The sequence below is a fragment of the Streptomyces sp. WG7 genome (genome assembly GCF_049975785.1).
Classification (GTDB): Bacteria; Actinomycetota; Actinomycetes; order Streptomycetales; family Streptomycetaceae; genus Streptomyces.
Genome location: NZ_JBNGGE010000002.1, coordinates 379,595 through 392,403 on the forward strand (window position 1 = coordinate 379,595; position 12,809 = coordinate 392,403).

13 protein-coding genes are annotated in these 12,809 nt (G+C 71.9%); 7 read left to right on the top strand and 6 right to left on the bottom strand.

Annotated elements, in window-relative coordinates; genetic code table 11:
* Nucleotides 1–46 precede the first annotated feature (46 nt).
* Both ACP4J0_RS04135 and ACP4J0_RS04140 read left to right on the top strand, forming a co-directional pair.
* Nucleotides 47–418, top strand: a complete 372-nt coding sequence (locus ACP4J0_RS04135; RefSeq protein ID WP_426558201.1) for a holo-ACP synthase — start codon at nucleotides 47–49, stop codon at nucleotides 416–418.
* 137 nt (nucleotides 419–555) lie between these two features.
* Complete coding sequence (locus ACP4J0_RS04140; protein WP_426597284.1) at nucleotides 556–1,287, top strand: formylglycine-generating enzyme family protein; 732 nt, start codon at nucleotides 556–558, stop codon at nucleotides 1,285–1,287.
* Here the strand turns inward: ACP4J0_RS04140 and ACP4J0_RS04145 are convergent.
* Nucleotides 1,269–1,874, bottom strand: a complete 606-nt coding sequence (locus ACP4J0_RS04145) for a helix-turn-helix domain-containing protein (protein ID WP_426597221.1) — start codon at nucleotides 1,872–1,874, stop codon at nucleotides 1,269–1,271. The two genes, ACP4J0_RS04140 and ACP4J0_RS04145, sit on opposite strands and share 19 nt — an antisense overlap.
* Nucleotides 1,875–1,942: 68 nt before the next feature.
* Here ACP4J0_RS04145 and ACP4J0_RS04150 point away from each other — a divergent pair, with 68 nt between their 5' ends.
* Both ACP4J0_RS04150 and ACP4J0_RS04155 read left to right on the top strand, forming a co-directional pair.
* On the top strand, nucleotides 1,943–3,394 hold the full coding sequence (locus ACP4J0_RS04150) for an NAD(P)H-hydrate dehydratase (protein ID WP_426597222.1): 1,452 nt from the start codon (nucleotides 1,943–1,945) through the stop codon (nucleotides 3,392–3,394).
* A gap of 114 nt (nucleotides 3,395–3,508) precedes the next feature.
* The gene (locus ACP4J0_RS04155) at nucleotides 3,509–3,970 is read left to right on the top strand and encodes an ASCH domain-containing protein (RefSeq protein WP_426597223.1); all 462 of its coding nucleotides are present in this window, start codon (nucleotides 3,509–3,511) and stop codon (nucleotides 3,968–3,970) included.
* A gap of 1 nt (nucleotide 3,971) precedes the next feature.
* Here the strand turns inward: ACP4J0_RS04155 and ACP4J0_RS04160 are convergent, their stop codons facing one another.
* Entirely contained in the window at nucleotides 3,972–4,943 is a 972-nt protein-coding gene (locus ACP4J0_RS04160; RefSeq protein WP_426597224.1) for a hypothetical protein, read from the bottom strand.
* 152 nt (nucleotides 4,944–5,095) lie between these two features.
* Here ACP4J0_RS04160 and ACP4J0_RS04165 point away from each other — a divergent pair, with 152 nt between their 5' ends.
* On the top strand, nucleotides 5,096–5,359 hold the full coding sequence (locus ACP4J0_RS04165; RefSeq protein ID WP_426597285.1) for a DUF397 domain-containing protein: 264 nt from the start codon (nucleotides 5,096–5,098) through the stop codon (nucleotides 5,357–5,359).
* Here the strand turns inward: ACP4J0_RS04165 and glmS are convergent.
* Both glmS and ACP4J0_RS04175 read right to left on the bottom strand, forming a co-directional pair.
* Entirely contained in the window at nucleotides 5,320–7,167 is a 1,848-nt protein-coding gene (gene glmS, locus ACP4J0_RS04170; protein ID WP_426597225.1) for a glutamine--fructose-6-phosphate transaminase (isomerizing), read from the bottom strand. The two genes, ACP4J0_RS04165 and glmS, sit on opposite strands and share 40 nt — an antisense overlap.
* A gap of 196 nt (nucleotides 7,168–7,363) precedes the next feature.
* The gene (locus ACP4J0_RS04175; protein WP_426597226.1) at nucleotides 7,364–8,182 is read right to left on the bottom strand and encodes a hypothetical protein; all 819 of its coding nucleotides are present in this window, start codon (nucleotides 8,180–8,182) and stop codon (nucleotides 7,364–7,366) included.
* 352 nt (nucleotides 8,183–8,534) lie between these two features.
* Between ACP4J0_RS04175 and coaA the strand changes: the two genes are divergently transcribed.
* A complete protein-coding gene (coaA, locus tag ACP4J0_RS04180) occupies nucleotides 8,535–9,524 on the top strand; it encodes a type I pantothenate kinase (protein ID WP_426597227.1) in 990 nt (329 codons plus the stop codon).
* A 31-nt stretch (nucleotides 9,525–9,555) separates the two neighbouring features.
* A complete protein-coding gene (locus ACP4J0_RS04185) occupies nucleotides 9,556–10,506 on the top strand; it encodes a DUF389 domain-containing protein (RefSeq protein ID WP_426597228.1) in 951 nt (316 codons plus the stop codon).
* A 125-nt stretch (nucleotides 10,507–10,631) separates the two neighbouring features.
* On the opposite strand, the gene glmM is transcribed toward ACP4J0_RS04185, so the two are convergent.
* Nucleotides 10,632–11,990 (bottom strand): phosphoglucosamine mutase, encoded by a 1,359-nt coding sequence (gene glmM / locus ACP4J0_RS04190; RefSeq protein ID WP_426597229.1) that lies wholly within the window; start codon nucleotides 11,988–11,990, stop codon nucleotides 10,632–10,634.
* Nucleotides 11,991–12,283: 293 nt separating this feature from the next.
* Nucleotides 12,284–12,796, bottom strand: a complete 513-nt coding sequence (gene rpsI, locus ACP4J0_RS04195) for a 30S ribosomal protein S9 (RefSeq protein ID WP_398131114.1) — start codon at nucleotides 12,794–12,796, stop codon at nucleotides 12,284–12,286.
* Nucleotides 12,797–12,809 lie beyond the last annotated feature (13 nt).

Here is a 12,809-nt window from a genome sequence, read left to right on the forward strand (position 1 = left end):
CCCCCACGGAAGGCCGACCGCTCGCGACGTCGTTAGGGTGCCCGGCATGAGCATCATCGGGGTCGGGATCGACGTGGCCGAGATCGAACGGTTCGGGGCGTCGCTGGAGCGCACGCCGGCCATGGCCCAGCGGCTCTTCCTGGAGAGCGAGTTGCTGCTGCCGAGCGGGGAGCGCCGGGGCATCGCCTCGCTCGCCGCCCGGTTCGCGGCGAAGGAGGCGCTGGCCAAGGCGCTCGGCGCGCCGGCGGGGCTGCACTGGACGGACGCCGAGGTGTACGTCGAGGACAGCGGGCAGCCGCGGCTGCGGGTGACGGGGACGGTGGCGGCGCGGGCGGCGGAGCTGGGGGTGGCGTCGTGGCACGTGTCGCTGAGCCATGACGCGGGGGTGGCGTCGGCGGTGGTGATCGCGGAAGGCTGACACCCATGAACGTCAGTGGTGCGGATGTCGACGTCGGTGGTGCGGGTGCCGACGTCAGTGGTGCGGGTGCCGACGTCAGTGGTACGGGTGCCGACGTCAGAGGTGCGGGTGCCGAGGACGTGGGCGCGGGGATCGGGATGGTTTCCGTGCCGTCGGGACGGGTGACCCTGTCGGACCGGCGGACGCGGCGCAGCTGGCCGGTGGAGGTGGCGTCGTTCCGGCTGGCGGCGTTCCCGGTCACGCGGGCCGAGTACGCGCGGGTCACCGGTCGGCGGCCCCCGGCCGCGCGGGACGAGCGGCTGCCCGTCGTGGAGGTCTCCTGGACGGACGCGGTCGAGTTCTGCAACTCCCTGTCGCGGCGCGAGGGGCTCCGCCCGGCCTACCGCGTCGCCGCGGAGGACGGCGACGGTGGCGTTGGCGGTGCTGACGGCGATGGCGTTGGCGTTGGCGATGGCGTTGGCGTTGGCGGAGTCGCCTGGGACACGTCCGCCGACGGGTACCGCCTGCCGACCGAGGCCGAGTGGGAACACGCCTGCCGCGCGGGCACCGACGGCCCGCGCTACGGCCCCCTGGACGACATCGCCCGGTACCGCGGCAACTCCGAGGAGCGCGTCCACGAGGTGGGCGGCAGGCTGCCGAACGCGTGGGGTCTGTACGACACGCTCGGCAACGTCTGGGAGTGGTGCTGGGACCTCTACGACGCCGAGGTGTACGGCACCTACCGGGTGCTGCGCGGCGGCGGCTGGTTCGACGAGCACTGGAGCGTCCGGGCCTCCGTGCGGCGCCGCAGCCACCCGACGTTCCGGGTCGACGACGTGGGGTTCCGCGTCGCCCGTTCGGTGGGCGGGAGTCAGTCGCCGGCCGGCTGAACCCGGATGTGCATGCGCTCGCCCTGCGCTCCGTACAGGGCGAGCCACTCGACGGGCCGGTCCCCCGCGTTGGCGATGCCGTGCGGGACGCGGGTGTCGAACTCCGCCGTCTCGCCGGCCGCCAGGACCAGGTCGTGGTCGCCGAGGGCGAGGAGCAGGCGGCCGGAGAGGACGTAGATCCACTCGTGGCCCTCGTGGGAGCCCTGGTCCGGCCTCGGGGTCCATGCGGTCCGCGCGACCGCCGGGGCGGGAAGGATCTGCTTGTAGGCGTGCAGCCCGTCGTTCGGGTTGCGGGTGAGGGGGATCCAGGTCTGGCCGTGCCGGGTGAACGGGCGCGGATGGACCCGCGGGTCGCCGGTCCGGGAACCGACCAGCTCGTCCAGGGGCAGGCGGTGCGCCCTGGCCAGGGGCAGCAGGTGCCGCAGCCCCGGCTCGCGCACGCCCGACTCCAGCCGGGACAGCGTGCTCACGGAGATGCCGGTGGCGGCGCCGAGCCGGGCCAGTGTGAGACCGCGGGCCCGCCGGATGGCGCGCAGGCGTGCCCCCAGCGAGGTCATCACCTGTGCCGTCTCGTCGTCGTCGCCCATGGCACAACTGTCCCTCATGCCGCGGGGCGGTCCGTGACGTTCACGGCGTACGGGGAAGACTCGACGGCATGCGGACTGCGTACAGCGTGGAGACGGTCAGGAACGCCGAACGGGAGCTGATGGCACGGCTCCCGGAGGGGGCGTTGATGCAGCGGGCCGCGGCCGGGCTCGCCGCCGCCTGCGTGGAGGTGCTCGGGCGGGTGGCCGGACGGGTGTACGGCAGCCGGGTGGTGCTGCTGGTCGGGAGCGGGGACAACGGCGGCGACGCCCTGTACGCCGGGGCGCGGCTCGCCCGGCGTGGGGCGGGCGTGACGGCGGTGCCGCTCACGCCGGAGCGCGCGCACGGAAGGGGGCTGGCGGCGCTGCGCCGGGCGGGTGGCCGGGTCGCGGGGCCCGCCTCGGCCGGGGAGCTGATCGAGCGGGCGGACCTGGTCGTCGACGGCATCGTCGGGATCGGCGGCAGGGGCGGGCTGCGTCCGGAGGCGGTGCCGCTCGCCGACGCGGCCGCGCGGGCCCGGGCCGCCGTACTCGCCGTCGACCTGCCGAGCGGCGTCGACGCGGACACCGGGCAGGTGCGGGGGGCCGCGGTCCGGGCCGACCTGACGGTGACGTTCGGGGCGCACAAGCCGGGGCTGCTGCTCGACCCGGCGCGGGAGTACGCCGGGTCGGTGCGGCTGGTGGACATCGGGCTGCCGCTGCCGAACGACGCCGCCGAGCTGGAGGCGTTGCAGCACGCGGACGTGGCGCGGCTGCTGCCGGTGCCGGGCGCGGAGAGCGACAAGTACCGGCGGGGGGTCGTCGGCATCGCCGCCGGGTCGGCCCGCTATCCGGGCGCCGCCGTGCTCGCCGTCGCCGGGGCGCTGCGGGGCGGGGCCGGGGCGGTGCGGTACGTCGGTCCGGCGGGGGACGCGGTGATCGCCCGCTATCCGGAGACGCTCGTGTCCGACCAGGGTCCGAAGCGGGCGGGGCGGGTGCAGGCGTGGGTCGTCGGACCGGGGGCCGGGGACGACGCCGGGACCGTGGCGGAGGTACTGGCGGCGGAGGTGCCGGTGCTGATCGACGCGGACGGGCTGCGGCTGGCGGATGCCGGGGCGGTACGGGCCCGTACGGCGCCGACGCTGATGACGCCGCACGCCGGGGAGGCGGCGGCGCTGCTCGGGGTGGCCCGGGAGGAGGTCGAGGGCGCGCGGCTGGCCTCGGCACGGGAGCTGGCGGGGCGGTACGGGGCGACGGTGCTGCTGAAGGGGTCGACGACGGTGGTGGCCGGGGCGGAGTCGAGCCCGGTGCGGGTCAACGCGACGGGCACGTCGTGGCTCGCCACGGCCGGGAGCGGGGACGTGCTGTCGGGCCTGGCGGGGTCCTTGCTGGCGGCGGGGCTCTCGGCGGTGGACGCGGGGAGCGTGGCGGCGTACGTCCACGGCCTCGCGGGGCGTTTCGCGGCGGACGGGGCACCGACGGGGGCGCACGACGTCGCCGGGGCGATTCCGGGAGCGTGGCGGGATGTGGCCCGGGCGGGGTGAACGGGCGCACCGGACGGCGCGCCTGCTGCCGGGTGAGGCCGGCCGGATCGATCACAAGGGGCTGACAGGAAGTCTCGCCGCCGCCGTGCGGTGCGGGGTCGCTATCGTGTTCGCATGCCGTCCGACTCCGCGTCACCGCCCCCGGACCTCGCCTCGTTGCCCAGGGCCGAGTTCGCCTTCCCCGGCCCGCTGCGCGACCAGCTCGTGGCGGCGGTCCTCGACGGCTCGAAGACCACCACGACCGGCCTCGTCGTCGACTACGAGCACGCGGGTGAAGCGCTGCCGGAAGCAGGGCGCCGCGAGGTGGTCGTCGACTCCCACGACCGCCCGGTCGCCGTCATCGAGGTGACCGACGTGCGCGTCGTCCCACTGGCCGAGGTGGACCTCGCCCACGCGATGGACGAGGGCGAGGGCTACACCACCGTGGCCGAGTGGCGGACGGGCCACGAACGGTTCTGGCACAGCGAGGAGATGCGCGCGGCCCTGGACGACCCGGGCTTCACCGTGGACGACACGACACCGGCGGTCCTGGAACGCTTCCGCCTCGTCACCGTGGTGCACCCGGCCGACGGGTGACTCACTCCGGGCGGCGCTCGTCCCGCGGCTCGTCCGGCATTCCCGCGAAGAGTTCCTCGACCCGAGCGACCGTTCCGGCGCGGTCGAGCCAGTCGTCGAGGCGGGCGAGATCCATGCAGGCGGTGACGCGGGCGCGGGCGTCGTCGGAAACGATCAGGCCACGGACTTCGAGCACCCGCAGGACACCCTGGGCCTTTCCTTCGGCCTCCCCCTTGGCCCTGCCCTCGGCTTCTCCCTTGGCCTTGCCCTCGGCTTCTCCCTTGGCCTTGCCTTCGTAGTACGTCTCCTCCCAGACCGTTCCCCTGCCCGGGAAATATGAGATGACCATCTTCTCCAGCTCCCTCCACGTCTCTCGGGCCGGAGTGTCCTCCAGGCCCACTTCCAGCAGTTCCGCCCAGTACTTTGCTGTGGGTTTGTCGAACGACCGCATTCCACGGGCCAGCACATGCAGTATGGCGTCGATGTCCCGGCTTTCGCTGTGCACGATGGCGGAGAACGTCGCAAGCGCCGGCTCTCGCGCCACCACCGCTTCGTCGGTGATTTCCGGAACACTGTCCGGGCCCAGCACGAACGGGCGCGTGACCTGGGACGCCCAGGGCCCGACCCGGCATTCGAAGGGGCCGGCGGCCCAGGCCGCCGTGGTCCGGTTGCGGCAGACCGCGACGAGCAGGACCGGCAGGCCGAACTTCGCTCGCAAGTAGGCCACGTAGTACGGCCAGTTGACTCCCTTGTCAGAAGCTTTTCGGGTCTGGGCCTCGACGGCGAGCAGGAAGCTCTCCCCGTCGGACGGCTCGACCTTCAGCACCGTGTCGACACGGCGCTCGAGCGGTTTCAGCTCCGTGACGTCGGGAGTCATGAGCTCGATCTCCGCCTTGACGGGTGACGGCATGCCCAACGCCTCGAAGATCGGCGTGAGAACCTCCGGATGATCCTGGAAGATCCGGTGCGAGGTCTCGTGGGTGGATGTGACCATGCGCGCAACCTATTTCCGGAGCAGGGCGGGATTTTCGTGTAATCACGATGCGTTCACCCTTTCGAGCGGCGAGGAAACGTTCACGCCGTCCGCGCCGCAGCGCCCAGTTGGCACCAGACGTACTAGCCGCGGTTGCCCTCCCTGGCCAGCGGCTGCCGGCCCCACACGTCGGCGCAGGGCCCGCACCAGTCCTACGGAGACCCCCCGACAACTGGCGCAAGTCCTCTTACTCCGGCGCCGGTGACGGCAACTCATGCGTGGAGACAGCCCGCTCCCCCGCCCACTTCGCCGTCCGCGATTCGAAGACCCCGGCCGGGGCGGTTCTCACCTTCCCGGCCGGGACCTTCGCCACCTTCCTCGGCGCCCTGAAGCCCGCTCACTCCACCGTGACCGACTTCGCCAGGTTCCGGGGCTGATCCACCTCGTTGCCCCGGGCCGTCGCCAGCTCGCAGGCGAAGACCTGGAGCGGCACCGTCGCCACCAGCGGCTGGAGCAGCGTCGGGGTCGCGGGGATGCGGACGAGGTGGTCGGCGTAGGGGACGACGGCCTCGTCGCCCTCCTCGGCGATGACGATGGTGCGGGCGCCGCGCGCGCGGATCTCCTGGATGTTGGACACGATCTTGTCGTGGAGGACCGAGCGCCCGCGCGGGGACGGGACGACCACGACGACCGGCAGGTCCTCCTCGATCAGCGCGATCGGCCCGTGCTTCAGCTCGCCCGCCGCGAAGCCCTCGGCGTGCATGTACGCCAGCTCCTTGAGCTTGAGGGCGCCTTCGAGGGCGACCGGGTGGCCGACGTGCCGGCCGAGGAAGAGCACCGTGTTCTTGTGGGCGAGGGAGCGCGCCAGTTCCCGTACGGGCTGCATCGTCCCGAGGACCTGTTCGACCGCGTCGGAGATTCGTGAGAGGTCGCGGACGACGTCGCGGATCTCGTCCCCGTACTTCGTGCCGCGCGCCTGTCCCAGGTACAGGGCGACCAGGTAGCAGGCCACCAGCTGGGTGAGGAATGCCTTGGTGGAGGCGACGGCGACCTCTGGGCCGGCGTGCGTGTAGAGCACCGCGTCGGACTCGCGCGGGATGGTGGAGCCGTTGGTGTTGCAGATGGCCAGCACCTTCGCGCCCTGTTCGCGGGCGTGGCGCAGGGCCATGAGGGTGTCCATGGTCTCGCCGGACTGGGAGATCGCGACGACCAGGGTCTGCTGGTCGAGGATGGGGTCGCGGTAGCGGAACTCGCTGGCCAGCTCCACCTCGCAGGGGATGCGCGTCCAGTGCTCGATGGCGTACTTGGCGATCAGCCCGGCGTGGAAGGCCGTACCGCACGCGATGATGACGACCTTGTCGGCCTCCCGGAGCATCTCCGCGGGGATGCGCACCTCGTCCAGGCTCAGCGTGCCGGAGTCGTCGATGCGGCCCAGGAGGGTGTCGGCGATCGCCTTCGGCTGCTCGGCGATCTCCTTGAGCATGAAGGAGTCGTAGCCGCCCTTCTCGGCGGCCGAGGCGTCCCAGTCGACGTGGTACGAGCGCACGTCGGCCGGGCTGCCGTCGAAGCCGGTGACCGTCACGCCGTCGCGGCGCAGCTCGACGACCTGGTCCTGGCCCAGCTCGATCGCGTCCCGGGTGTGCGCGATGAAGGCCGCCACGTCCGAGGCGAGGAAGGACTCGCCCTCCCCCACGCCCACCACGAGCGGCGAGTTGCGGCGTGCGCCCACGACCACGTCCGGCGCGTCCGCGTGCACCGCGACCAGTGTGAACGCGCCCTCCAGACGCCGGCACACCAGGCGCATCGCCTCGGCGAGGTCGGCGCAGGCGGAGAACTCCTCGGCGAGCAGGTGGGCGACGACCTCGGTGTCGGTCTCGGAGACCAGGTCGTGGCCGCGCTCCGCCAGCTCGGCCCGCAGCGAGGCGAAGTTCTCGATGATGCCGTTGTGGACGACGGCCACCCGGCCCGCGTTGTCGAGGTGCGGGTGGGCGTTGGCGTCGGTCGGTCCGCCGTGCGTGGCCCAGCGGGTGTGGCCGATGCCGGTGACGGCGGCCGGCAGTGGCCGTTCGGCCAGTTCCTTGTCCAGGTTGACGAGCTTTCCGGCGCGCTTGGCGGTGGCGAGGCCGCCGTCCGCGAGCACGGCGACGCCCGCCGAGTCGTATCCCCGGTATTCGAGCCGTTTCAGCCCGGCCATCACGACATCGAGCGCCTGCTGCGACCCCACGTATCCCACGATTCCGCACATGATCGGCAGCCTACGATCAGAAGCGGTCGTGAATCGGGCTTCCCGTGCCCGAAATCGGAAATTCCCACCGGGGTACGAACGCCTCCGGCGGGGCCACCGTCAGCGGACCGGCGCCGGCCGGGCCGCCGGCGACCCCCGCCCTGCCGGCCGGGCCGCCGGCGGCCCGCCGTCAATCAAGCCGTCGACGGCCCGCCGTTCAGCCGAGCTTGGCCACCTGTGCGTCGACGACGTCCGCGGGGACCTCGAAGTCCGCACCGCTCACCATCGAGGAGAGATTGGTGGCGGCGAAGGAGGCGAGCGTGGCGCCCTTGCGGACCACGACGAGCTTCATGGGCGCGTTGGCGTCCTTGCCGATGTCGAGGCCGATGGTGACGGCGAGGCCCTCGTCCCCGCCCTCGGGAGCGGCGGTCGTGGTGACCTCGGCGACCTGCATCTTGTCGCTGCCCACGCTCGCGACGAAGCCGCCGGCGCACTGCTCGGCGGCCGTCTTCAGCTCCGCCAGCGCCTGCTCGGCGCCGCCGCCCGCGTAGGAGGCGACGTTCAGCCTGATCATGTCCACGCTGATGTTGGTCATGTCCTGGCCGTCCGGACCCGAGCCCTTGGAGGGCGTCTCCGTCTGCCCCTGCCAGGAGCGCTTCACGCTGGCCCCCGGCTCACCCGGAGCCACCGCTGTCTGGGCGAGGACGAGCGGCAGACAGGCCTTGTCGTCCGTCGAGATCTGGTCCTCGGCGATGTCCTCGTCCGCCGGGATCTTGGTGGTGACCTTGCCGTTCTTGACGTCGGCCTGGGCGAGGGCGATCTTCTCCAGCTCGGCGGCGGTCAGCGCGTCGCCCGCGGGGGCGGACTCGTCCGCCTTGGCCTTGTCGCCAGCCGCCGGGGCGGACTGGTCGGCCTCGGCCTTGTCGTCACCGGATGCGCCTCCGTCGTCGGACGACCCGCCGCAGGCGGTGACGAGCAGGACCAGGGCAGCGGCGGAGGCCGCGAGTGCGGTGCGGCGGACAGCGGTCGAACTCACGTCGGCACTCTTTCGTCGGGATGATGTGAAGGGATGTCGAGGTACGCCGGGAACGTCGACGTACGACTGGTACATCGATGGACGCCCGGCACGTCAAGGTGCGTCGAGATACGCCGGATACGCCGAGGCACTCCGAGGCGTGTCGAGGCACTCCGAGGCACGTCGAGGCGCGTCGAGCCCGGCGGACGGGCCTCGTCCGGCCTCGTGCACCATACATACGACAATCACACACATGATCGATAACCGGCCACCCGTACTCGTCCGTAACTTCGACGGGTCGTCGGCCCCGGCCCACCGGCCGACGTGACAGAGCCCACCCGCCACCCCGTTCGAACTCCGTTAACAATGGGGTGTGATCTCATCGGTCTCCTCGATACCCAGGAGCGCCCACCGGCAGCGGCCGGAGGCGACTCCCTATGTCGACCTCACCCGTCCCGAGTGGAGCGCGCTGCGCGACAAGACGCCGCTGCCGCTGACCGCCGAGGAGGTCGAGAAGCTGCGCGGCCTGGGCGACGTCATCGACCTCGACGAGGTGCGGGACATCTACCTCCCGCTGTCCCGGCTCCTCAACCTCTACGTCGGCGCCACCGACGGCCTGCGCGGCGCGCTGAACACCTTCCTCGGTGAACAGGGCTCGCAGTCCGGCACCCCCTTCGTCATCGGGGTCGCCGGCTCGGTCGCCGTCGGCAAGTCCACCGTCGCCCGCCTGCTCCAGGCGCTGCTGTCCCGCTGGCCCGAGCACCCGCGCGTGGAACTGGTCACGACCGACGGTTTCCTGCTGCCCACGAAGGAGCTGGAGGCCCGCGGCATGATGTCCCGGAAGGGCTTCCCCGAGTCGTACGACCGCCGGGCCCTCACCCGCTTCGTCGCCGACATCAAGGCGGGCAAGGGCGAGGTGACCGCGCCGGTCTACTCCCACCTCATCTACGACATCGTCCCGGACCAGAGGCTCGTCGTCCGCCGCCCCGACATCCTGATCGTCGAGGGCCTCAACGTGCTCCAGCCCGCGCTGCCCGGCAAGGACGGCCGCACCAGGGTCGGTCTCGCCGACTACTTCGACTTCAGCGTGTACGTCGACGCCCGCACCGAGGACATCGAGCGCTGGTACCTCAGCCGCTTCCGCAAGCTGCGCGAGACCGCCTTCCAGAACCCGTCCTCGTACTTCCGCAAGTACACCCAGGTGTCCGAGGAGGAGGCCCTCGACTACGCCCGCACCACCTGGCGCACCATCAACAAGCCCAACCTGGTGGAGAACGTGGCCCCGACCCGGAGCCGGGCCACCCTGATCCTGCGCAAGGGCCCCGACCACAAGGTGCAGCGCCTGCGCCTGCGCAAGCTGTGACGGAGCCTCACCCGGCCGGTACAAATGCCGGATGCTGCATCTGCGCCTGATCACCCCGGCCGACCGCACCGACGAGGTGGTCCGCCTCATCGACCGGACGGTCGGCACCACCCACCTGGTCGTCCTGCCGGGCGCCGCTCGCGAACCCGCCGGCGACGTCGTCATGTGCGACGTCGCCCGCGAGTCCGGCGACGAACTCATCAGCCTGCTGCGGACGTTGGGCGTCGACGACCGCGGCGCCATCACCGCCGAGAACATCGACCTGTCGCTCTCCGAACACGCCGACCGGGCGGAGAAGGACGCGCCGGGCGAGCCCGCCGACGCCGTGCTGTGGGAGCAGTTGGAGGAGGCGACCCACGAGGAGTCGACCCTCTCCATCACCTACATCGCCTTCATCACCCTCGCCACGATGATCGCGGCCTGCGGTGTGGTGCTCGACAACGCCATCCTGATCGTGGGCGCGATGGCGGTCGGGCCGGAGTTCGGTCCGCTGGCCGGCATCTGCACCGCGATCGTGCAGCGGGCGCCGCGGCTGGCCCTGCGTTCGGCGATCGCCCTGCTGGTGGGCTTCGCGGTGGCGATGGCGGTGACGGTGGGCTTCAGCTGGGTCATGGCCGCGTTCGGCCAGTTCAGCGAGGGCAAGCTGGAGGCCGACCGGCCCAACACCGGATTCGTCTACGCGCCGGACGCGTTCTCCTTCGTGGTGGCGGTCCTCGCCGGGATCGCGGGCACACTGTCCCTGACCTCGGCGAAGTCGGGCGCCCTGGTCGGTGTCGCCATCTCCGTCACCACGGTCCCGGCGGCGGCGAACGCGGCCGTGGCCCTGAGCTTCGGCGACACCGGCCAGATGATGGGCTCCAGCGAACAGCTCCTGCTGAACCTGGCCGGCATCGTCATGGCCGGCACACTGACCCTGCTGGCCCAGAAGGCTTTGTGGTCGACTCAGCGGAACCGACTGACCAAACCGGACAACGCCGGATGAGGACACCTGCCCGAGGGGCGCGGGGCCCTGCTGATCCGCGGCTCCGCCGCGTGGGCGCGGCCAGCCACCGCGAACCCGCGGCCCGCACCACGCAGAACCCCACCCCCGAACCCGGCCCCGCAGAACTACCCCAGCGCCGACTTCACCGCATCGGCCAGCCGCCCGGCGACGGACCGGGCCTGCTCGATGTCCGCCGCTTCCACCATCACCCGCACCAGCGGCTCCGTCCCGGAGGGACGCAGCAGCACCCGCCCGGTGGTCCCGAGCTCACGCTCGGCCTCGGAAACCGCCGTGGCCAGCTCGGCGGAGGTGTTCACCCGCGACTTGTCCACGTCCGGCACGTTGATCAGCACCTGCGGCAGCCGCTCCATGACGGACGCGAGGTCCCGCAGCGTACGGCCGGTCTGCGCGACCCGCGCCGCCAGCATCAGGCCGGTCAGCGTGCCGTCGCCGGTGGTGGCGTGGTCGAGGATGATGACGTGGCCGGACTGCTCGCCGCCGAGGGCGTAGCCGTTGGCCTTCATCTCCTCCAGGACGTACCGGTCGCCGACGCCGGTCTGCGCGAACCGGATGCCCTCGCGCTCCATGGCCAGCTTGAAGCCCAGGTTGGACATGACGGTCGCGACGACGGTGTCGGAGCGCAGCGCGTCGCGTTCCCGCATCGCCAGCGCGAGCACGGCGAGGATCTGGTCGCCGTCCACCTCCGCGCCGGTGTGGTCCACGGCCAGGCAGCGGTCGGCGTCGCCGTCGTGGGCGATGCCCAGGTCGGCGCCGTGCTCGACGACGGCGGCCTTGAGCAGGTCGAGGTGGGTGGAGCCGCAGCCGTCGTTGATGTTGAGGCCGTCGGGCACCGCGCCGATGGTGACCAGCTCGGCACCGGCCCGCGCGAACGCCTCCGGCGAGACCCGGGAGGCCGCGCCGTGCGCCTCGTCGAGGACGATCTTCAGCCCGTCCAGGCGGTTCGGGAGTACGCCGACGAGGTGGGCGACGTACTGGTCGAGCCCCTCGTCGTACTCCCGCACCCGGCCCACGCCGGCTCCGGTCGGACGGTCCCAGGGGGCGCCGGTGCGATGCTCCGCGTAGACGGACTCGATGCGGTCCTCCAGCTCGTCGGCGAGCTTGTGGCCGCCGCGGGCGAAGAACTTGATGCCGTTGTCGGGCATGGCGTTGTGGCTCGCGGAGAGCATCACACCGAGGTCGGCGCCGAGCGCCCCGGTGAGGTGGGCCACCGCGGGCGTCGGCAGCACGCCGACCCGCAGCACGTCCACGCCGGCACTGGCCAGGCCCGCGACCACGGCGGCCTCCAGGAACTCCCCGGAGGCGCGCGGGTCCCGTCCGACGACCGCGGTCGCCCGGTGCCCGGCGAAGGTGCCCGCCTCGGCCAGTACGTGCGCCGCGGCGACGGAGAGGCCGAGCGCCAGCTCCGCCGTCAGATCCGCGTTGGCGACACCGCGCACGCCGTCCGTGCCGAAGAGTCGTCCCACTTGTCCTCCTGAGGAAACGTCAATTCCGGAAGCGGCTGCCGATGAATGCGGCCCACGCAGTCGGCTCCCGTGGTCCAGGGCACGCACTGCCCGACCATACGATCACACAAGCCTTTGAACGTTTGAACATCTGACCATGTCAGCGTCTCGACGTTTTAACGTCTTGTGCCGTTATACGCCCAACGAAGCGGATAAACGAACGCCCCGGCAGCACTGTGGCGTGCCGCCGGGGCGTTCGGAGTACGTTCGAGCGAGCTGACCAGCCCGCCATACGTACGTGCAGGCAGCGAAGCTTAGCGCTTGCTGTACTGCGGAGCCTTGCGGGCCTTCTTCAGACCGGCCTTCTTGCGCTCGACCGCACGGTCGTCGCGGCGGAGGAAGCCGGCCTTCTTGAGGGCGCCGCGGTTGTTGTCGACGTCGGCCTCGTTCAGGGCGCGGGCGACACCGAGACGGAGCGCACCGGCCTGGCCGGAGACGCCGCCACCGGCGATGCGGGCGATGACGTCGTAACGGCCCTCGAGCTCGAGCACCTTGAAGGGCTCGTTGACTTCCTGCTGGTGCACCTTGTTCGGGAAGTAGTCCTCGAGGGTGCGGCCGTTGATCTTCCACTTGCCGGTACCCGGGACGATCCGGACACGGGCGATGGCGTTCTTGCGGCGGCCCAGGCCGGCGGCCGGCTGGGGCTCGCCGAACGCGGAGGCCATGGACTCCGAGGTGTACTCGCCCTCGACGGGCACCTCGGACTCGGTGGTGTAGCTGTCGATGTCAAGCTCTTCGAGCGGCTGCTCGGCAGTGGTCTCGGCCACGATGCTCCTCAGA

Bases quoted from the DNA above. Each gene is read 5' to 3' on its own strand.
- ACP4J0_RS04135 (WP_426558201.1), top strand. From the start codon at position 47: ATGAGCATCATCGGGGTCGGGATCGACGTGGCCGAGATCGAACGGTTC.
- ACP4J0_RS04140 (WP_426597284.1), top strand. From the start codon at position 556: ATGGTTTCCGTGCCGTCGGGACGGGTGACCCTGTCGGACCGGCGGACG.
- ACP4J0_RS04145 (WP_426597221.1), bottom strand. From the start codon at position 1,874: ATGGGCGACGACGACGAGACGGCACAGGTGATGACCTCGCTGGGGGCA.
- ACP4J0_RS04150 (WP_426597222.1), top strand. From the start codon at position 1,943: ATGCGGACTGCGTACAGCGTGGAGACGGTCAGGAACGCCGAACGGGAG.
- ACP4J0_RS04155 (WP_426597223.1), top strand. From the start codon at position 3,509: ATGCCGTCCGACTCCGCGTCACCGCCCCCGGACCTCGCCTCGTTGCCC.
- ACP4J0_RS04160 (WP_426597224.1), bottom strand. From the start codon at position 4,943: ATGGTCACATCCACCCACGAGACCTCGCACCGGATCTTCCAGGATCAT.
- glmS (WP_426597225.1), bottom strand. From the start codon at position 7,167: ATGTGCGGAATCGTGGGATACGTGGGGTCGCAGCAGGCGCTCGATGTC.
- ACP4J0_RS04185 (WP_426597228.1), top strand. From the start codon at position 9,556: ATGCTGCATCTGCGCCTGATCACCCCGGCCGACCGCACCGACGAGGTG.